The 18,263-nt window shown below is 59.2% G+C and carries 21 protein-coding genes and 1 tRNA gene; 5 read left to right on the top strand and 17 right to left on the bottom strand.

From position 1 onward, the window contains the following. Nucleotides 1-47: 47 nt before the first annotated feature. The 8 genes from V1475_RS14860 to V1475_RS14895 all read right to left on the bottom strand — a co-directional run bounded on the left by V1475_RS14860 (nucleotide 48) and on the right by V1475_RS14895 (nucleotide 6,991). Nucleotides 48-1,313, bottom strand: a complete 1,266-nt coding sequence (locus V1475_RS14860) for a glutamate-5-semialdehyde dehydrogenase (RefSeq protein WP_479413376.1) — start codon at nucleotides 1,311-1,313, stop codon at nucleotides 48-50. Then, entirely contained in the window at nucleotides 1,310-2,413 is a 1,104-nt protein-coding gene (proB, locus tag V1475_RS14865; RefSeq protein ID WP_479413989.1) for a glutamate 5-kinase, read from the bottom strand. The genes V1475_RS14860 and proB overlap by 4 nt, the downstream gene beginning before the upstream one ends. Then, on the bottom strand, nucleotides 2,410-3,459 hold the full coding sequence (gene obgE, locus V1475_RS14870; protein WP_479413377.1) for a GTPase ObgE: 1,050 nt from the start codon (nucleotides 3,457-3,459) through the stop codon (nucleotides 2,410-2,412). Before obgE ends, proB begins: the two co-directional genes overlap by 4 nt. An 80-nt stretch (nucleotides 3,460-3,539) precedes the next feature. Further along, nucleotides 3,540-4,052 (bottom strand): GNAT family N-acetyltransferase, encoded by a 513-nt coding sequence (locus V1475_RS14875; RefSeq protein ID WP_479413378.1) that lies wholly within the window; start codon nucleotides 4,050-4,052, stop codon nucleotides 3,540-3,542. Nucleotides 4,053-4,091: 39 nt separating this feature from the next. Further along, complete coding sequence (locus V1475_RS14880) at nucleotides 4,092-4,640, bottom strand: GNAT family N-acetyltransferase (RefSeq protein WP_479413379.1); 549 nt, start codon at nucleotides 4,638-4,640, stop codon at nucleotides 4,092-4,094. A 294-nt stretch (nucleotides 4,641-4,934) separates the two neighbouring features. Next, a complete protein-coding gene (gene rpmA, locus V1475_RS14885; RefSeq protein ID WP_434287027.1) occupies nucleotides 4,935-5,204 on the bottom strand; it encodes a 50S ribosomal protein L27 in 270 nt (89 codons plus the stop codon). Between the two features lie 22 nt (nucleotides 5,205-5,226). Beyond that, nucleotides 5,227-5,817 carry a 50S ribosomal protein L21 gene (locus tag V1475_RS14890; protein WP_479413380.1) on the bottom strand — a complete coding sequence of 197 codons (591 nt, stop codon included), beginning with the start codon at nucleotides 5,815-5,817 and terminating at the stop codon, nucleotides 5,227-5,229. 259 nt (nucleotides 5,818-6,076) lie between these two features. Beyond that, nucleotides 6,077-6,991, bottom strand: coding sequence for a DUF2059 domain-containing protein (locus V1475_RS14895; protein WP_479413381.1), 915 nt, complete (start codon nucleotides 6,989-6,991; stop codon nucleotides 6,077-6,079). 215 nt (nucleotides 6,992-7,206) lie between these two features. Between V1475_RS14895 and V1475_RS14900 the strand changes: the two genes are divergently transcribed. Next, nucleotides 7,207-7,296, top strand: a tRNA-Ser gene (locus V1475_RS14900). A gap of 271 nt (nucleotides 7,297-7,567) precedes the next feature. Further along, a complete protein-coding gene (locus tag V1475_RS14905) occupies nucleotides 7,568-8,836 on the top strand; it encodes a hypothetical protein (RefSeq protein ID WP_479413382.1) in 1,269 nt (422 codons plus the stop codon). A 103-nt stretch (nucleotides 8,837-8,939) separates the two neighbouring features. Here V1475_RS14905 and V1475_RS14910 read toward each other — a convergent pair whose 3' ends face one another. From V1475_RS14910 to V1475_RS14950, 9 genes are all read right to left on the bottom strand, one after another. Further along, complete coding sequence (locus tag V1475_RS14910; RefSeq protein WP_479413383.1) at nucleotides 8,940-9,680, bottom strand: hypothetical protein; 741 nt, start codon at nucleotides 9,678-9,680, stop codon at nucleotides 8,940-8,942. 17 nt (nucleotides 9,681-9,697) lie between these two features. Next, entirely contained in the window at nucleotides 9,698-10,027 is a 330-nt protein-coding gene (locus tag V1475_RS14915) for a hypothetical protein (protein ID WP_479413384.1), read from the bottom strand. A gap of 3 nt (nucleotides 10,028-10,030) precedes the next feature. Continuing rightward, on the bottom strand, nucleotides 10,031-10,276 hold the full coding sequence (locus V1475_RS14920) for a hypothetical protein (RefSeq protein WP_479413385.1): 246 nt from the start codon (nucleotides 10,274-10,276) through the stop codon (nucleotides 10,031-10,033). A gap of 77 nt (nucleotides 10,277-10,353) precedes the next feature. Then, nucleotides 10,354-10,740 carry a hypothetical protein gene (locus V1475_RS14925; protein WP_479413386.1) on the bottom strand — a complete coding sequence of 129 codons (387 nt, stop codon included), beginning with the start codon at nucleotides 10,738-10,740 and terminating at the stop codon, nucleotides 10,354-10,356. Nucleotides 10,741-10,797: 57 nt separating this feature from the next. Next, nucleotides 10,798-11,370, bottom strand: a complete 573-nt coding sequence (locus V1475_RS14930) for a hypothetical protein (RefSeq protein ID WP_479413387.1) — start codon at nucleotides 11,368-11,370, stop codon at nucleotides 10,798-10,800. Between the two features lie 283 nt (nucleotides 11,371-11,653). Continuing rightward, nucleotides 11,654-13,138 carry a DUF3987 domain-containing protein gene (locus V1475_RS14935; RefSeq protein WP_479413388.1) on the bottom strand — a complete coding sequence of 495 codons (1,485 nt, stop codon included), beginning with the start codon at nucleotides 13,136-13,138 and terminating at the stop codon, nucleotides 11,654-11,656. 112 nt (nucleotides 13,139-13,250) lie between these two features. After that, the gene (locus V1475_RS14940; RefSeq protein WP_479413389.1) at nucleotides 13,251-13,490 is read right to left on the bottom strand and encodes a helix-turn-helix transcriptional regulator; all 240 of its coding nucleotides are present in this window, start codon (nucleotides 13,488-13,490) and stop codon (nucleotides 13,251-13,253) included. A 92-nt stretch (nucleotides 13,491-13,582) separates the two neighbouring features. Continuing rightward, the gene (locus V1475_RS14945; protein WP_479413390.1) at nucleotides 13,583-13,861 is read right to left on the bottom strand and encodes a hypothetical protein; all 279 of its coding nucleotides are present in this window, start codon (nucleotides 13,859-13,861) and stop codon (nucleotides 13,583-13,585) included. After that, nucleotides 13,861-15,141 carry a tyrosine-type recombinase/integrase gene (locus V1475_RS14950; protein ID WP_479413391.1) on the bottom strand — a complete coding sequence of 427 codons (1,281 nt, stop codon included), beginning with the start codon at nucleotides 15,139-15,141 and terminating at the stop codon, nucleotides 13,861-13,863. The genes V1475_RS14945 and V1475_RS14950 overlap by 1 nt, the downstream gene beginning before the upstream one ends. 327 nt (nucleotides 15,142-15,468) lie before the next feature. Between V1475_RS14950 and V1475_RS14955 the strand changes: the two genes are divergently transcribed. The 3 genes from V1475_RS14955 (at nucleotide 15,469) to V1475_RS14965 (ending at nucleotide 18,262) form a co-directional block, all read left to right on the top strand. Then, nucleotides 15,469-16,293: a hypothetical protein gene (locus V1475_RS14955; protein WP_479413392.1), complete on the top strand. Its 825-nt coding sequence runs from the start codon at nucleotides 15,469-15,471 to the stop codon at nucleotides 16,291-16,293. Continuing rightward, nucleotides 16,290-17,492: a hypothetical protein gene (locus tag V1475_RS14960; protein WP_479413393.1), complete on the top strand. Its 1,203-nt coding sequence runs from the start codon at nucleotides 16,290-16,292 to the stop codon at nucleotides 17,490-17,492. Before V1475_RS14955 ends, V1475_RS14960 begins: the two co-directional genes overlap by 4 nt. 176 nt (nucleotides 17,493-17,668) lie before the next feature. After that, a complete protein-coding gene (locus V1475_RS14965) occupies nucleotides 17,669-18,262 on the top strand; it encodes an outer membrane protein (RefSeq protein WP_434287021.1) in 594 nt (197 codons plus the stop codon). Nucleotide 18,263: the final 1 nt, after the last annotated feature.

The raw sequence follows: 18,263 nt of genomic DNA on the forward strand, positions 1-18,263 counted from the left end.
TTAATGCTTCATTGCAGCTCAAATACTCAGGCCCATCAGGCCAAAAATCAGGCCCGCACGGCCCCGTCCGAGGTCACGAGATATTTGAAGCTGGTCAACTGCTCGGCCCCCACCGGCCCGCGCGCGTGCATTTTGCCCGTCGCGATGCCGATCTCCGCGCCCATGCCGAACTCGCCGCCATCGGCGAATTGCGTCGAGCTGTTGTGCATCAAAATCGCGCTGTCGAGGCGGGAGAAGAATTTCGCAACGTTCTCCGGCGTCTCCGTCAGGATGCAATCCGTGTGCGACGAGGAATAGCGCTGGATATGTGCGATGGCCGCATCGACATCCGCCACGACTTTCGCGGCGATGATGCTGTCGAGGTACTCACGCCCCCAGTCCTCTTCGGTGGCGGGCGTCACCGCCTCGACCATGGCCTGCACCGCCGCATCGCCCCGTACTTCGACACCTTTGTCGACCAGCGCCGCGACCAGATCACGGCCCAGCGTGTCGGCAATATCCCGATGGATCAGCAGACATTCCGCCGCACCGCAAATCCCGGTGCGCCGGGTTTTCGCGTTGAGCACGACCTTCATCGCCTTTTCCGGATCGGCGGAGGCGTCGACGAAAATATGCACGATGCCTTCGAGATGCGCGAACACCGGCACGCGGGCCTCGCGCTGCACGAGCCCCACAAGCCCTTTGCCACCGCGCGGCACGATGACGTCGATATAGTCCGTCATATGCAGCATTTCGGTCACCGCCGCCCGGTCACGGGTCGGCACGCGTTGGATCGCATCCTCGGGCAGCCCCGCCGCGCGCAGCCCCGCTTTCAGGCAGGCATGGATCGCGCCGGAGCTGTGAAAGCTTTCCGAACCGCCGCGCAGGATCACCGCATTCCCGGCCTTCAGGCACAACGCGCCCGCATCCGCCGTCACATTCGGGCGGCTCTCATAGATCACGCCGATCACGCCCAGAGGTGTGCGCACGCGCTTGATATGCAGCCCGTTCGGACGGTCCCATTCGGCGATCACATCCCCGACCGGGTCCTTTTGCGCCGCAATGGCTTTCAAGCCGTCGATCATGCCCTGAATCCGGGCTTCATCGAGCTTGAGCCGGTCCATCATCGCATCTGTCAGGCCCTTTTCGCGGCCAAAGGCGAGGTCTTTCTCATTCGCTTCGATGATCTCGGCACGGGCCTCCCAAAGGGCCTCCGCGGCGGCCCAAAGCGCCTGCTCCTTGGCCGCGCTCGAAGCCGTGGCAAGCTCCCGCGCCGCTTCTTTCGCGCGTTGGCCCAGCTCTTTCATCATCTGTTTTACGTCAATCTCGGTCATGTCACCAAATCGTCTCTATGGATCAAAGCGGCCCGGCCAGCATAGCCGAGGATCGCCTGTATGTCGTCGGAATGCGCGCCCTTGATGGCTTCTGCTTCCTCGGAAGTGTAGCGCGACAGCCCGAGCCCGATGCGCGCCCCGTCAGGCCCGAGCACCACGACTGGTTCGCCGCGGCCAAAATGGCCCACAACCTCCTCGACGCCGACGGGCAACAGGGATTTTCCTTTCGCAAGCGCCATGACCGCACCCGCGTCGATATAGATTTCGCCCTTGGCTTTCATCGCGCCGATCCAGCGCTTGCGGGCATGTTCCGGGTCCTCGGCGGCCAAGAACCATGTCGCCCGCGCGCCATGCTCCAGCGCTTTCAAAGGCCGTTCTTTCGAGCCTTCGGTGATCGCCATGGTGCAGCCGCCCAAAGTGGCGGTTTTTGCCGCCATCACCTTGGTCTTCATGCCGCCTTTCGACACGCCCGACACCGGATCGCCCGCCATCGCCTCGATCTCCGGCGTGATCTCTTTGACCACGGGCAGATGCACGGCATTGGGATCGAGCGAAGGGTTCGCCGTATAAAGCCCGTCGACATCCGAAAGCAACACCAGCCGGTCGGCGCCGATGGTCACGGCGATGCTGGCCGCCAGTCGGTCGTTGTCGCCATAGCGGATTTCATCCGTCGCGACCGTGTCGTTTTCATTGACGATGGGCACCGCGCCCAAGGACAAAAGCGCATCGAGTGTCGCGCGCGAATTGAGATAGCGGCGGCGATCCGCGCTGTCTTCGAGCGTCAAAAGGATTTGCGCCGTGGTGATGCCATGCGGCTCAAGCACCTCCTGATAGGCGCGGGCAAGACGGATCTGGCCCACAGAAGCCGCCGCCTGCGACTGTTCCAGCGGCAATTCGCCCGACGGCAGATGCAAAATCCCGCGCCCCAAAGCGATGGAGCCGGAGGATACAAGGATCACATCGGCGCCTTGGGATTTGAGCATGGCGACGTCCTGCGCCAGCCCTTCGAGCCAATGCGTCCGCAACTCGCCACGCTCCACCAGAAGCGCCGAGCCGATCTTGATCACGATGCGTTTCGCCCCTTCGAGCGAGGCGGTCAGGGGTGCCAAGTTTCACCTTCCTCACCGTCATCCTCTTCGGCCTGTTTGATCCGAAGACGATCCATGGAAATCTCCGCCTTGAGCGCGCGCAGAACCGTATCGACCCCCTCGCGGGACACGCCGGACATGGTATAAACCCGCCCGCCCGCCGCCTTTTGCAGCGCCGCAAGTTTCTCTTCGACCTCCTCTTCGAGAAGGCTGTCGATCTTGTTCAAAACCGTCACGCGCGGCTTGTCGCCCAAGATATGGGAGTAGTTGTTGATCTCGGTGATGATGGTCTCGTAATCCGCCACCACATCCTCGGATGTGCCGTCGATCAGGTGCAACAACACGGCGCAGCGTTCGACGTGGCCGAGGAAGAGATCGCCCAGACCACGGCCTTCGGACGCGCCTTCGATCAGGCCGGGAATATCGGCCACGACGAATTCCGCGCCGTCGATGCCGACGACGCCGAGGTTCGGGTGCAGCGTGGTGAACGGGTAATCCGCGATTTTCGGCCGCGCATTCGAGGTCACCGACAGGAAGGTCGATTTGCCCGCGTTCGGCAGGCCCAAAAGCCCCGCGTCGGCGATCAGTTTCAGCCTGAGCCAGATGGTGCGGTCGATGCCGGGCTGGCCGGGGTTGGCCTTGGCGGGCGCCTGGTTCGTCGAGGTCTTGAACCGCGCGTTGCCCCAGCCGCCGTTGCCGCCCTTGGCGAGCACGAATTTGTCACCCACCTCGGTCAGGTCGGCGATCACCGTTTCCTCATCCTCATCAAGCACTTCCGTGCCCGAGGGAACGCGCAGGATGATGTCGTCGCCATCCTTGCCGGTGCGGTTGTTGCCCATGCCGGACTGGCCGTTCTGGGCGAAGAAATGCTGTTGGTAGCGGAAGTCGATCAGCGTGTTCAGCCCGTCGACCACCTCGATGATCACCGAGCCGCCCTTGCCGCCGTCGCCACCGTTCGGCCCGCCGAATTCAATGAATTTCTCACGCCGGAAGGACACACAGCCGTTGCCGCCGGAGCCGGAGCGGATGTAGACCTTGGCAAGATCGAGGAATTTCATAAGTCTTGTCCTTTGCTGCCCCGCCCGATGTGTTCAGGCCCGAGGCTTTCGGGCAGATGTATCTTGCCCGGTCGTTAAACTCAATTCTTGTTTCGCGCCTCAAACGCCTTGCGGGTCAGGATCAAGTCGATCCGATCGACCTCATACCCGCGCGCAAGGCTGAAGTTGCGCGATGCGCCGGTCTCGACAAAGCCCATGCGCCGCAAGACCTTGGAAGAGCGGGCATTCTCCGAAAAATAGCCCGCCTCAATCCGGTCCTTGCCGGTCGCGGCGAACCACGCGCTCAGAACCGCCTCCGCCGCCTCCGGCATGATCCCCTGCCCCCAATAGGCCCGCCCGAGCCAATAGCCGAACTCGCCCTCACAGCCGATGGTACCGACGATCCGGCCCTGAAATTCGATCCCGAAGACAAAGGCCTTCGCGGCCACCCTTCGGGTGAACCAGTTCGCATCGTGAACAGAATACGGATAGGGAACACGAGTCAGCCATTTGCTGACCTCGATGTCATTAAGGACCCGCACAACATCGGGCGCATCCGAGGCGCGGAACGGGCGCAGGGTGAGGCGGTCTGTTGTGAGGATCGTATCGGTCATCGGGGTCTTCCTTGGTGGCGACCCCGAGTTTCGAGGCCTTTAGAGTTTGCGCAGATAGGTCCAGGTTGGGACATGCGCGCCGCGCGCGACGGAATAGGTTTCCGCATCGCCGAGATATTCAAAACCGCAGGCGGTCACCACGCGGGCGGAGGCCTGGTTGTCCTGGAAAATCTCCGCGAACATGGTTTTGGACTTCATTGGATTGGCGTCGACCATTGCGGCAAGCGCGGTGCGGGCCAGACCCGTCCCCCAGAACGCGGGCGCGACCCAGAAAGCGACTTCGCATTGGTCGCGGTCGAGCGGCTTCAGGGAAATCACCCCCAGCACCTCGGACAGTTCGTGGGCGGAGCCATCGAGAATCCAGACCTTTTCCTCGGTCTCCGGTTTCAGCGAGCGGGCAACGAAAGCCTCCGTCGCGCCCGGCGGCATCGGATGCGGCAGAGAGCGCGAATTGCGCGCCACGCGCACGTCGCTGACATACATATTGAGCAGACCGGCGTCCGAACGGCGCGGCGGGCGCAGCACAAAGCGCTCCGTCTCGATCACGGCCTGCGCGCCGCGGTCCAACCTGTCGTCAACCAAATCCATTCTCATCTCTCTTCCTCCAAATCTGCTGCCGCGCGCCTCTCTCCCAGAAGGCGGCTTCCGGTCGACACCGAAAGCGGGCCTGCCGTGGCATCCTCTGCGCGAGGGGCGCAGCCTAGATGCGTTTTACGACAGTCGTGTTAACCACAGCTGAAAACTGCGGCGTGACGAAGGCACATTTGGCCAAACTTTAAGGTTTCGATCAAGCCTTTCCTGACGGAGGCCCCGATCGCGCACAAAGCAAAGGGGACCGGCTTTCGCCGATCCCCCCAATGATTTTACCGTCTTGAGGTCGGCTTATTCGGCGGCTTCCGCAGCCGGAAGCACGGACACGAAAGTGCGTTTTTTCAGACCTTTGTGGAAGGTCACTTTGCCGTCGGTCGTTGCGAAGATCGTGTGATCTTTGCCCAGACCCACGCCTTCGCCCGGCCAGAATTTGGTGCCGCGCTGACGCACGATGATGTTACCGGCAATGGCCTCTTGGCCGCCGTAGAGTTTGACGCCGAGACGGCGACCTGCGGAGTCGCGACCGTTACGGGACGAACCGCCTGCTTTTTTGTGTGCCATGGTGTTCTCTCCTTAACGTGTCTTACTTGGCCAGTTCTTTGGCCTGTTCAACCCATTCGGGCTTCACTTTGACGGCGTCGAACGCATCGGCGTCGACAGCGGCGAGCTGAGCGAAGGTGGTGATCCCAGCTTCAACCAGTTTCTTCGCAGCAGCCGGACCCACACCGTTGATCGCGGTCAGATCGTCAGCACCCGCAGCGGCGACCGGAGCTTCGGCTTTCGCGGCTTTTTTCGGAGCAGCGGCAGCAGCCGGAGCGGCAGACACGGAGCCTGCGCCGATGGCGGCTTTCACACCGGTCGCATCCGCACCCGCCTCGAGGATGTCGGTGATGCGGAGCAGCGTGAGCTGCTGACGGTGGCCTTTGGTGCGCTGCGAAGAGTGCTTACGGCGACGTTTGACGTAGTGGATGAGTTTCTCACCCTTGATTTGGTCGATGACTTCGGCTTGCACGCCGGCGCCGGCCACGAAGGGCGCGCCGATGGTGGAGCCAACCATCAGAATCTCGTTGAACTGGACTTTTTCGCCAGCATCAGCCGCAAGTTTCTCAACGCGCAGAACGTCACCCGCCTGCACTTTGTATTGCTTACCGCCAGTTTTCAAAACCGCAAACATGCAGTCTTCCTTTCGATATACCCGCGTCCTGTGGCCCCGGTTTGCTTTGAAAATCATCTGAAAATCAAAGCGTTCCGATGTTTGTTGCCGCGAACAGCGCGCCCCTCCGAGGGGACGAGATTGTCATGAAAGATGCCTGCCTGCGAAAACCGTTCCGACAAAAAGACATCACCCGGTCGAGCCCAAGGGTCCGCCGGGTGCGCGGTATATCGGGAATCATCGCCGAAAAGTCAAGTCCGCTGTGCCCCGGACACCCCGCTCAGAGCTGTTCGCCCTGATATTTCTGCATCAGCATCGCCGTGCCCGCCCCCAGCCCCCGCGACAGGTGTTCGTACACCGCATCGAAAGAGGCGAAAAGCGCAGTGTTGAGCTGTTGTCCCGCGTCCGTGCGGGCGAAGTCGATATAGGCCTCGAACTCCTCGTCGCTCAGCGGTTCATAGGCAAGCGTCGAAAACCCGTAGACCCATTCGGAGACATCGGCACGCACCTCCGGCTCGCTGGCCCAGATCTCGTTCAGGAGATCACCGTCGGTCAACCCCTCCTCCGCCTCGAAGCCTTCGCTCCACAGCCCGCGGTAATAGGCGATGTCACTGTTCATCGCGCCGACCACGTTCATCTCCACCAGATCGTTGACCTCAACGTAATCCTCGATCAGCCGCGCACGGACTGTGTCCGGGTCGAGTTCCGCCCAGGCCTGCCCTGCCGCCGCCTGCGCCGCCTCGTCGGACATGGCCTTGCGGGTCTCAAGTTCGAGCCGGGCGATGCGCCCGCCCAGATCGGTAGAGAAAAACGCCACCATCTCCGGCAAATCGCAACCTTCGAGCGCCTCGGCCATCTCGTCGTGGAACGCTTTCGACATCGCCGCCGGATCGTAGAGACGGCCCAACATGTCCTTCCACGCCGGTTTCGGCACGCCAAACCCGCCCTCGGAGAAATCTTCGGCCATGTCCTGGCCTTCCTGCGCCAGCACAGAGACCACCTCATCGAAGAGCATGACCTCCATCAGCGCGCCGAGCTGCGCCTCGTCGACCTCCGCCGCGGCGGCAAGCGGCAGCGCAGAGACCAGCGCGGCACAGGCCAGCCCGCGCAACACGGCCCATCCCCCGTCCCGGGGCGTCGGCTCGAATCCCATGTCGAATTTCATGGATTTGGCGCGTGTCAGAGCGGTCATCATGGTCCTTTCCAAGGTCCTTAGCGGCGGCAGTGTGCTGACAACAGCTAAACAAAGAGTTGAGACAGGAACAAGTCACGACATCGAAATGTTCCGCTCCGACGAAATCCCCGGCGAAATTTCGCGACACCTGTCGGAACGATTGCTCAAAAGAATGTCACGAAAGGGGTTGCACACGGCGCGCAGCACGGATAAATCACCCGCCACCAGACCCCCGCGGAGAGGTGCCGGAGTGGTCGAACGGGGCGGTCTCGAAAACCGTTGTCCCTTTACGGGGACCCAGGGTTCGAATCCCTGTCTCTCCGCCATTTACCCTTGAAATCATTGAATAATTTCCCAACAAGGGAAATCTATTGCCGATCTAGTGACAGTTTTCACGCGGTTGATTTCGGGTTCCTACAAGGGCTTCCGGCCCCGGCAAACGCCCTAAGATCACGCATTCGTGAACGAAAGGGTCCGGGAAGTAGGGTTTGCGTCCGCGACGCGCGACAAGATCGCACTTCATCGGAGCACGGCCCTAGACCCGCGAATTTCTTGGCTTATAGTTTGCGCTGAATAGCACGGGAGATTCATTAAAGAATGCGACGGGGACGAGCAGACTATCTGTTTCATGAAGGGGACTGGTTCGCCACATCAGAGCAATGGCGGCAGAAACTTCGCCATGAGATCGAGTCTCAAAACGGCGACGAGTTGCTAAATTCTTCGACGGGTGATTTGGCAGCATATTATGTCGGGAAGTTCACCCTTACCGTTCCAACTCTGCACGAGGACGGAATTGTCGTGGACCAGAGAGAAGTTCAAATTGATGTTTCCCACGAAAGAGACCGGTATTTCTCTGACCGATCAAGGCCGCACTACGTCACTGGAACGGAGATTGTGGTAGAAGTGCCATTCAGCGGCGATGAAGTCGGGCTTCGTATTCAGCCCACCACGCATAACTTCAACAATCCAACGGCCACAATTTCGGGGTCGAAGATCATTTTTTCAATAACCGGAACCAATCTTACGCCCGAAAAGGTCAATTCGGAGATTAAGGGCAGAATTAGTTCGATAAATCAACACCTCGAATGGCTCCGAAAAGATGCCGCGACATTTAACGCTGGCCTATCCCAGATAGCCAATCAGTCAATTGAACAACGCAAGGCCAAGCTCCTTAAAGATAGGAATCTAGTAGCCGGGCTTGGCTTCAAAATGAAAGAGCGCCCCGGAGAAAAACAAACTTACACCGCCCCAAATGTTCGTCGCGCAATTAGGGCGGAAGTTCCCAAACCCACTGCATCACGGCAACCCTTCAAACCGGAGCCCGTTATTGCCGATGCGGACTACGACCATATTCTCAAGGTGTTAGAGAATATGGTCAAGGTGATGGAGCAGAGCCCCGGAGCATTCCAGAAAATTGACGAGGAAAGCTTAAGAACTCATTTTCTTGTTCAGTTGAATGGACACTTTGAAGGCAACGCAACCGGGGAAACTTTCAATTATGAAGGAAAAACTGATATTCTCATCAAGGTCGATGGGAGGAATGTGTTTATCGGAGAGTGCAAGTTTTGGACGGGAGAGAAAGCTTATCTTGAGACGTTAGACCAAGTTCTATCATATCTAAGCTGGCGCGACTCGAAAGCCGCAGTCTTGATGTTTAGTCGAAACAAAGACTTTTCGGCTGTCGTTTCGAAGATAGCGGAAGTTACCCCCCAACACCCAAACCACAAAAAAGTCATCACCAAGCGATCAGAAACCAGTTGGACGTATTTGTTTGGGCACAAAGACGACCCAAATCGGGAAATACTCATTACGGTTCAGGCATACAACGTCCCTAGCCATATTGAGCCTAGAATACGAACTGTTTGATCGGAAAAGCCCCGACGCGGTGAAGCGCCGGGACTATCCCGTTCGCGAAGCCTCTAACGAACGGTATCGGGCAGGCAGACCAACGCCGCACGAATTTCGAAGATCAATCGACCGCGTTGACGATGGGGCCGGTTGCGAACGGGGCGTCGATTTGGACGCGCGTTCCCATTTGGTCGGCGATGCCTTGCGCGTAGAACGCGGGGCGCAGCCCCTCAATACCATGTTCCATCCGGTCGGCTTCGGCGCTGACACGATCCGCGACAAGCAAGCGTTCGGCGGCTTCGGGGGCGAAAGCCTGCATCGCAGAAACCGACAGGTCGCGTTGCCGTTCTTCGCTGATACCCGACAGGAAGCCCGGTGCCGACGAAATCGCGACCGCAACATCAACGTTGGTCTTCGTCAGCTTCGCCAGTTCTGCGGGCCAGTCGGGATCGTTTTTCCGGCTGGCGGCATGGGCGCGGATTTCGCTGTAGATCGACCCCTTGCCCGGATCGGTGCGCAGCACGGCTTGCATGTCATCCCCTGCCGCAGCAGCTTCCGCCTTGGCCCATGCGCGGGCGCTCTTGGCGGCGGTGCGCAGTTCCCCGGCCATGCGATCATACAGGCCCTTGGCGGCGTCGTGGCGCTGCGCATCGGTGCGCGTGGCATCACGGGCCAGAGCCTCAAGGCGACCGATGCCGTCATGCAGCGTGTGCTTGGCCCGCGTGAAGCTTGTCGAAGGCGTTGCGGGCATGTCTTCGATGTTGCGGGCGAAGTGAACGCCGAAACCGGCATTCGTGCGGGCGAAGTCCAAAGCCTGAATGTGGGCAGGGTTTTGGGTCAAGTAACGGGTCATGGGTTTCATCGGACTTTCCTTCGTTGTCAGGTGCGAACAAGCCCGTTGGCCGTTCGTTGAAATTCGACGCCGCCGATTTCGATAAACCGGGCGTGGCGCTTACCGGGCGGCAGCGGGGCAAAGGTGCCCACATTTCCGACCGACGCGGTTGCTTCGTCTTCGGGCGACATATCCGCCGCAAGTTCGATCAACTGCCGCTGCAATGCGGCCTGTTGTTCACGGGCCAAAACCTTGAACCGTTCGGGCGTCATGTCGCGAAACTCGGGTCGGCAGCCGACGACGCCGATAACTTTCGGCGCAGCATTGCGCTTGGCTTCAAGCTTTGCGATCCGAGATTTCAGCGATGCAACGGCCATTGGTCATGCCTCATTCTCAAGGGCCGCAACGCGGTCTTCCAACGCGGTTTCGATGTAGCTGCGCTGAATGAGCATCACGACATTTGCGAGACGCGAACCGTCCTGAATGTCTAGCTTTCCATTGCGCATTTCGCGATAAAGCCGGGTCAGTTCAATTCGGCAGTCTGACGCATTGCTAATCTTAATCCTCTTTTGCGGCATGGGGGCGGGGGTATCGGAATTCGGCCAGACGGGGCTTAGATTTGCCATGCGGCACCTATGCAGATTTGAACGGATAAGGCGGGGTTAAGATCATCTAAGCGGCATCATGAATCGACCTGTCAAGGCTATTCAGCGAGCCAAGCTGATTTAAGTTGCGCAATCTCCAATTCTGATAAATTGCGATGTAACCAACTGGAATCTCTACGTTTCTTTTCGCGCCTGATTTCGTGATAACGATGCTGCCTTTCGTTCTCTGCCGGGTCCAAACCGCCTGCATTTTCTTCGCGGCGCTTTCGCGTCTTCCAGCGTTTATTGTCGGCGATTGCTCTTTTCTGAATTTCGGCAATGTCTTCGTCGGTAAGTTGCGACGGATTGCGAAAGGCGTTGCGTATTCTGTTTTCGTTCATTTCGATCATTCCCACATTATTCAGCCCGTAGGCGGTCAAATCAGGCATCGCCGCAGGGACCGATTTCCGGGCCGTGGAGCCGCTTTCTGCCGTCAGGGCCGTCACAGGGTGCCAATCAACCCCGAGACACGCGCCAGCGGCCCGCCCTGCGCGGCGCTGCGGCTATGCCTGCCCGATCAATCCTTGCCGCCGTCGCTGGACGCCCAAGCGCATGTCCAAATCCTTGTTCGCGACAAGAAAACGATCATAGTTCAATCCCCTACGGCGAAACTCGCGACGTAGTTCGTTGACAACACCGGGAAGCGATGCGGCGGCGAGAAGGATTGTCCCATTGTGCGCAAGTTCGATGATTTGCTTGTCGTCAGCCGCCTGCATGGTTTCGACATACATCATGGACAGAACTTCATAGTAGCAACGAAAATAGTAGTCGGCATAAAGCGACAGTTGTTTCCCGCAGCGTTCCGAGAACCGCCAATATTTCCCCATGCTGTAATCACCGACCATTCGCGACAGGAAGATTTCGGCCCCGCTTACGGCGTCACTTGGCAAGAACGCCTGCGCCCCCTGAACGACGCTTGAAACTTGCCTGACGTAATCGCGACAAAGATATTCGTCGGCGTCTTCGATGCTGCAAACGTTCTTGCGAACAAGATCGTCTTCGCACCGATTGCGAATTTCGCGGATTACAACATCGGCCTTCGTGTCGAAGGTATGATGTTCAATTTTGCCTCTCATTTCGACGTTCCTTTCATTCCCACATTGATAACTGCCGAAGTAGACGGGTAGAAAACGCGACACCGACAGGTCTACTTTTTAACATTCTGATTTTACTTACTTATTTTAAAGAAGTAGAAAAGTAGAAGAAGTAGACATAAGGGAAGAGGCAAGGTTTCGGCGTATTATTTATAAACCGACCCAACCTATTAAATGAAGGAAGGGGGAACCCTGTCTACTTTTTCTACCGTTCTACTTTTAAGCAAAATCAACCACTTACGATCTACCGCAGAAGTCTACCCGTCTACTCCAAGAACGCTTCCGGGCGTTCGATCATGTAAGCGTCACCCGAATAGCGGTAATCTTTCGACAGGACGGCCTTTGACATTGCGGTCAGTTCGCCACATTCGATCAAAATTCGGATCGTATCGCGCACGGCGAGCGATGATTTTCCGAATGCGGCATCTTTGAACGGCTTCAATTTGTAGACCGACCTTTGAATGTAGCCATACGGAACAATCTTCGCGCTATGCAGATTTGAATTTCGTTCCCCTGCATAGGCTTCAACTTCGGGCCAAGCGGCGTTGATATAGCGACGAATTACCCGCCTGACTTCGTTCAATCGCGCGACTTCGCTTTGCGACACATTTCCGACTTCGCCGTCTTCGAACTTTCCCAACAGCTTTTCGACGCTGCGCGTCACAAGCGAAATCGACCAACGTGCATCGCCGATAGAGATTGTGGGCATGAACGGGTTACGACCGACAGCCAAGACGGCTGAAACGCGAAGCGCGTGAACGTATGCACGGCCCCAAACTGCCCGCTTATAGTCGTCTTCGGATTGGTCACGACCTTCGGCGCATGTGTTGCGGAAGTCGGAAAGTTCGGCATCGGCGTCGTCAGAGATTTCGACGTTCTGGACGGTCCCGGCATGGTTCAAGTTCAAAGATTGGGCGCAAAGCGATGCAAGGTTTTCGATCAACTGCCGTGACGGGGCAACCTTCGAATGATTGACGTTGAAGTCAGACACCCGGCCTTCATTTTGCAGGATCACGATGCGGGCGAAGAAGCCGTTCGCGGTGTTCCGTTCGGTGACGATTTCGAAGAAGGTCGCGGGGTTGCTGTCGCCAACGATAGTGACGGCGGGCGACTTCACGTCTTCGATGTTGTTCGCGCTGTCGGCATAGGCTGACTTGCGCAGAACCCGGCCCTTTCCGGCCTTTTCGGACAGGTCCAGAAGCATCTTGCGCAGGCTTTGACGCGCTTCGCTGGCCTTCGGCGATACGATGGGTTCCAGCCATTCGCCGATTTCGGGAATGAACATCGCGAAGCAAGGCGGGTCGGCCTTCGACAGATAGCGGGCCAAAGCGGCTTTCGAAGACACGTCGCCGGGACCGATGAACGCGGTTGCTTCCGGTAAAACCTTGCTGACTTCGCTGATAAGCTTTTCGGGCGCTTCGGTCGCCGCGTCCTTCCCCGACGCCGAAGGCGCGATCAGGGTGAAGTAGTCGTTTAAGCCCGAACTTTCGACGTTCCATGCCCTACCCACAATCCCGGCGATAAAGCCAAGCCCGCCGATGATCGCAGCTTCGCGCATCGGGTGCGGCGCGGAATCGAAGATGAACCGCATAACTTCGCCGACAAGACCGACCGGCCATTCGGGAAAGTCCGGCATATCTTCGGAAGGCAAAAGATCGTAAGCGAAGGGCGACACGTCATGCCAAACGGCGGCATTCCCGAGCCAAGGCGTATGCTTCGATGCGTCGAATAATGTGGGTAGAACGGGCATTTTTTCGGCCTATTGGCAATACGAAGTCATTACGAATTGCTTCGCTTGATTTTCGATAGTGATTTCAATGGTGTTTGGCGGACCACATGACCGCCGTGTAAGCCTTACGCGGTCAAACCGCCGACTTACGGGCTTCGGTCAGTTCGATGACCAATGCTTTGATTGCTTCGTCGTCAGCCCCGGCAATCCTTGCTGCGTTGATTTTCGCGACTTCATCACGGGGCCATGTCGCCAGTTTCGGGGCAAGCTTGATAGGGCGCGGGAACAAGCCTTTCGCCATGTGTTCGTATAGCGTGGGGCGCTTCATGCCGGTCGCTGCGCAAACATCGGGGGTTTTCATAAGGATTTGCATGTGGGCACCTGTAGGGGTCTGCATCTGTCGCCCCGAACCTACAGGCCAGCCCCGAGAAACCAGAGCGTGAAGAACAATGCTTCGTCAGCTAGTTAGAGGAAGCTTTTGATGCGCTTTCGGAAGTAACTAAGCTGGTCTTTGGTCAAGTTTCCGGCCCGCCCAAGATACGCTTCGGCAAACATTTCGGCGGCATCTTCGACGTTCGCACATGCCCCCGATTTGACTGCGGCTGCGGCGGTTTTCGCGACCTCGCTTTTGTCGGTGTTTCGGGTGCCAGTGTTTCCGGGTTTGCCGACTTTCCGACCGGGGCGGCGGCGCTCAATCATGTCGATAACTTCGGGCGAAAACGACGCGATACGATATTCCGTCATCACGCGGCCCCCGCCTTCATCGGCACGACGACGCCGGTTTGCGCTTCACCGCGACAAGCTGCGGCCCAAGTTTCCATAAGAGCGCGGCGGCGTTCCAGCATGTCGCTACGGCGGTAAGCGCGTTCAACTTCGGTGCCCACAGTATGCGCCAAGCTGATTTCGGCCATGTCGCGTTCGATGCCCCGTTCGGCGGTCCAGTCGCGGAAGGTCGAACGCAAGCCGTGCGGCACCGCAGGACGCCCCGAACGCGGATCAAGGAAGCCGTTGCCGCCCTTGGCGGTTGCCGTGTCCTGCATCCGCCGCATGACGGTTGACAGGCTCATATCGGACAGCGCCCCGCCCCGAGCCGCAGGGAACACGAAATCCGAACCTTCGATGCGGGGAAGCGCATTCAACAGTTCAACGGCGGCGTCCGACAGCGGAACGCGATGTTCGCGCTGCGCCTTCATCCGCTCTTTCGGGATCACCCAAAGCTTTGCATCAAGGTCGACTTCGGACCAAACCGCGCCGCGAACTTCGCCGCTACGGCTCGCGCACAACGTCAAGAATTCGACCGCACGGGCCGAAATCCCGTCGCGCTTCCGCAGGGCTGCGAACCATGCGGGCAAATCGGTCAACGCCAAGGCCGGGTGATTGTCTTTCGTTGCGACCTTCGAAGGCTTCGGCAGAAGTTCTTTCAGGTTGCCCGCCCAACGTGCCGGGTTGTCGCCCGTGCGGTAGCCCGCGACAGTCGCCCAAGACAGCACGTTTTCGATGCGACCGCGAAGGCGGGATGCGGTTTCGGTCTTCGTCGTCCAAATCGGTTCCAGAACCCGAAGCACGTCTTGGAAGGTAATGTGGGCAACGTTCATGTCGCCAAGCACGGGCGCGGCGTAGGTATCCAGCGTCGAACGCCATTGCTTGCGGTGCTTGTCGTTGCGGAATTCGTTCTCTTTCTTCGACAAGCATTTTTCGACCGCCTGCGAGAAGGTGATTTGCCGTTCGTCTTCGACCTGACTTTTGCCGCGCAGTTCGTCCCGTTCCCCGATGGGGTCGCGACCGTCTGCAACGACCTTGCGCAGTTCCGCCGCCTTGTCGCGGGCTTCGGCCAAGCTGAAAGTGTGAATCGGGCCAAGACCCATGCCCCGCCTGCGACCGTTCACGGTGAACTTGAAGACCCAAGATTTCGTCCCGCCAAACTGACTGACTTGCAGGTAAAGCCCGCCGCCGTCGCTGTAGAAACCGGGCTTCGTTTCCGCCCTTACCTTCGCCGCTGAAAGCCTGTGAATGCCTCTTGCCATGTCGCCACCTATAACCGTTCTATTGCCAATCATTGCCAGAACGTGACGACCAAATCAAGAATCATGCAGACACATACATCACGCTTTTTCAAACACTTAGGTAACACATACAGTCACATGAAGACGGTTCGAGAACATTAAATGGCGGCCTGTCCCTCCGCCATAATCCCATCGTATTTGCGTTCCCCCACGTCATCGGACGATCCCAAATGGATCGTTTGCGCATGGTGTAACAACCGGGAAATACCGCCACAGAAACAGAAACCATCTTGTGCGCAGAGGCGGGCCTTGGTTTAGAAAGACCGACACATTTGCCGGAGCCCCCACTTGTCTTTGATCAGCCTGTCCCATCTGGGCCAAGATTTGCAAAAGAAATATGTGCTGAGCTGTCTCGCCGAGATCTGGCAGGACATGGGCCTGACCGTGCATGTCGGCTCCGGCTATGCAGAAAATGCCGATCTCTGTGTTCTGCATCACGACGTCACCCGTCTGTCCCCGAACCGGGTGCCACAGGCGCCGGAAGGGATGCGGGTGCTCAACGGCAAGGTGCTGGACATTTCCAAGCGCCGCTATTCCTCGCTTCGGGTGCAACCGGGTGCGGATTGGGACGGGCCGGTCATCGTCAAATCGAACCTCAACCATTTCGGCGGGCCCGAAGCGCGCAACCTGCCACGGCTGACGCAACTGCGGCTCAAGGCGCAAAGACGTCTCGCCCGGTTGAACTGGGATCTGGCCCGCTGCCTGCCAAAGAAAACCTACCCCGTGCTCGACCGCCTCGACAAAGTGCCCGGCTGGGTCTGGGAGCGCGACGATCTTCTGGTCGAACGCTTCATGCCGGAGCGTGAAGGCGATCATTACTGCCTGCGCGGCTGGCTGTTCTTCGGCTCCGCCAGCTACGGCTACAAGCTGGTGGCGACCGATCCGCTGGTGAAGGTCCGCACCATGGTGCGCTATGAGTATCTCGAGGAGGTGCCGCCGGAGCTGCAACGTCACCGCGCAGAGATGGGGTTCGACTTCGGCAAGTTCGATTATGTCATGCAGGACGGGCGTGCGATTCTTCTGGACGCCAACAAGACCCCGAGTTTCGCGGGCGACCGCCGCTCCGAACGCATCCTGCGGCTGGCCCGCGCCGTCGAGGAGTTCCTGCCATGAGACGCACTCTCTCCCAGCTGCCCCCGCTCACCCTCAGCGGGCAAGAGATCGCGCTCTGCCCCGAAAACGCCGCCTATATGGCCCGCACCGATCTCGAACAGACACGGATGCTGGGCTATACGCCGCTCAATCTCGATGCGGTGACGACACTTCTGCTCGGCCTGCTGGGAGCGCGGGCGACCGTGCGCCACATCTGCGGCACCACAGACGAGATTCTCGGCTGCCTCACCGAGGCGGGCCTGTCGATCACCGAGGAGATCCATCGCTACGAAACCGGGGCAGAGGCCGAGGCCCTCGCCGAGCGGCTGATCGCGGAAGGTCGAAAGCTGTTCTGGCCCTACCCGCTGCGTGCCGGACGGTTTGCCGATGAGGCCCATCTGGTGCCGCCCGCGCTCTGGGCCCGGCTCAACAGCAAAACCGCCCTGCCCGATCTCGTCCCGCCCGAGGCGCTTGCGCCCCGGCAAAGCCATGTGACCGGAGCGCTGCCGGACGACATCCCCCTGCCCGCCTTTCTCAAGGCCGGGGGCGAGCACGCCACCGGTTGGGGCTATGCCGTGCACCATTGCGCCACCCCCGCACAGGTCGCACAGGCGCGCACCGCTTTCCTCGCCCAGAGCATCGACACCGTGATCGTCGAGGCGGCCATGCCCCTGCACCGCTGCTGGTGCGTCAATCTCTCGGTCTCGCCCGACACCGTGCAACTGCTCGGCGCCGCCGAACAGACCTTTTCCGCCCCGGCACGCCAATCGGGCAGCGTCATCGACCCGGACACGCCCTATCCCGAGGCGGGCCATGCGCTGGCTCTGAGTGTCGCCGACGCGGCCCGCAGGCAGGGCTTTCTCGGGATCTGCGGGCTGGACATCGGCCAGACCGACGACGGGCGGCTGATCGTCTTCGACCCGAATTTCCGCGTCAACTCCTCCACTCCGCAAATCCTGCTGCACAGGGCGGCGGCGGCGCGCAGCGGGTTGCCGGTCAGCCTGTCTTTCTCCGGTCGCACGCAAGGCGCGATGTCCCGCCTGATCGCGCGGATCAAAGGCCCTATCGCGGACGGCTGGTTCGTCCCGACACGGCTGCTCGACGCGGCGCTTTTGCCCGCAGCCGACGGGATAAACCTGTGCACCGGTTTCGTGCTGGCCGAAACGCGCGCGGCGGCAGAGGCCCGCAGCCGCGACCTTCAGGCCCTGATCGACACTTGAGGATGTCCCCTCAGCCGCCCGCATCAGCCGCCCGCAAGACCCGACATGTGTTCTGCACAACACAGTTTCGGGCCTCCGAACGGCGGCACGCGCGCCCCTCTCACCATCGCCATTCATTTATGTTAATATTCGGCGACCACACGTGGCGTGGGATTTGATTACAAGGGGAAATCCACATGAAAAATATTCTTAAGATTGCCGCGGTATTTTCGTTGAGCGCCGGAACCGCTTTGGCCGGAGGCTATAGCGAGCCCGTCGCAGAGCCAGTGATCCCGGTCGCGCCCATGGTCGATGCCGACTGGGGCGGTTTTTATGCCGGTCTCGGCTATGCCGGTTTCTTCGGTGAGGCCGATTATGGTTCCGACTACGAATTCAAGGACACCGCGAACCCGATGCTCTTCGCGGGCTACCGTCTCGACAAGGGCAAACTCGTCTACGGCCTCGAACTGGCCGCCTCTTTCGGCGACGTCTGGGAAGACGGCTACACGGACAGCTACGGCGTGACCGCGCTCTACGACCTGAAGGCCTCCTTGGGCTATGACATGGGCAAGTTCCTGCCTTACATCAGCCTCGGCTATTCCTTCGGCGATTACATGTTCAGCGGCAACGACGGCTACGACATGGACGGCTATCTCGTCGGTCTCGGCTTCGACTATGCGATCAACGACAAGTTCACCGCCGGTCTGTCCTACGACTACCGCGACATGGATGTGGACGGCGTCGATGTGAATCTTCAGTCGGTGGCCCTGAAACTGGCCTATACGTTCTGAT

This window comes from Celeribacter sp. SCSIO 80838 (assembly GCF_056498065.1).

Excerpts from the sequence above, each read along its gene's own strand:
- V1475_RS14860 (WP_479413376.1), bottom strand. The coding sequence starts at position 1,313 with ATGACCGAGATTGACGTAAAACAGATGATGAAAGAGCTGGGCCAACGC.
- obgE (WP_479413377.1), bottom strand. The coding sequence starts at position 3,459 with ATGAAATTCCTCGATCTTGCCAAGGTCTACATCCGCTCCGGCTCCGGC.
- V1475_RS14875 (WP_479413378.1), bottom strand. The coding sequence starts at position 4,052 with ATGACCGATACGATCCTCACAACAGACCGCCTCACCCTGCGCCCGTTC.
- V1475_RS14880 (WP_479413379.1), bottom strand. The coding sequence starts at position 4,640 with ATGGATTTGGTTGACGACAGGTTGGACCGCGGCGCGCAGGCCGTGATC.
- rpmA (WP_434287027.1), bottom strand. The coding sequence starts at position 5,204 with ATGGCACACAAAAAAGCAGGCGGTTCGTCCCGTAACGGTCGCGACTCC.
- V1475_RS14890 (WP_479413380.1), bottom strand. The coding sequence starts at position 5,817 with ATGTTTGCGGTTTTGAAAACTGGCGGTAAGCAATACAAAGTGCAGGCG.
- V1475_RS14895 (WP_479413381.1), bottom strand. The coding sequence starts at position 6,991 with ATGATGACCGCTCTGACACGCGCCAAATCCATGAAATTCGACATGGGA.
- V1475_RS14905 (WP_479413382.1), top strand. The coding sequence starts at position 7,568 with ATGCGACGGGGACGAGCAGACTATCTGTTTCATGAAGGGGACTGGTTC.
- V1475_RS14910 (WP_479413383.1), bottom strand. The coding sequence starts at position 9,680 with ATGAAACCCATGACCCGTTACTTGACCCAAAACCCTGCCCACATTCAG.
- V1475_RS14915 (WP_479413384.1), bottom strand. The coding sequence starts at position 10,027 with ATGGCCGTTGCATCGCTGAAATCTCGGATCGCAAAGCTTGAAGCCAAG.
- V1475_RS14920 (WP_479413385.1), bottom strand. The coding sequence starts at position 10,276 with ATGGCAAATCTAAGCCCCGTCTGGCCGAATTCCGATACCCCCGCCCCC.
- V1475_RS14930 (WP_479413387.1), bottom strand. The coding sequence starts at position 11,370 with ATGAGAGGCAAAATTGAACATCATACCTTCGACACGAAGGCCGATGTT.
- V1475_RS14935 (WP_479413388.1), bottom strand. The coding sequence starts at position 13,138 with ATGCCCGTTCTACCCACATTATTCGACGCATCGAAGCATACGCCTTGG.
- V1475_RS14940 (WP_479413389.1), bottom strand. The coding sequence starts at position 13,490 with ATGCAAATCCTTATGAAAACCCCCGATGTTTGCGCAGCGACCGGCATG.
- V1475_RS14945 (WP_479413390.1), bottom strand. The coding sequence starts at position 13,861 with ATGACGGAATATCGTATCGCGTCGTTTTCGCCCGAAGTTATCGACATG.
- V1475_RS14950 (WP_479413391.1), bottom strand. The coding sequence starts at position 15,141 with ATGGCAAGAGGCATTCACAGGCTTTCAGCGGCGAAGGTAAGGGCGGAA.
- V1475_RS14960 (WP_479413393.1), top strand. The coding sequence starts at position 16,290 with ATGAGACGCACTCTCTCCCAGCTGCCCCCGCTCACCCTCAGCGGGCAA.
- V1475_RS14965 (WP_434287021.1), top strand. The coding sequence starts at position 17,669 with ATGAAAAATATTCTTAAGATTGCCGCGGTATTTTCGTTGAGCGCCGGA.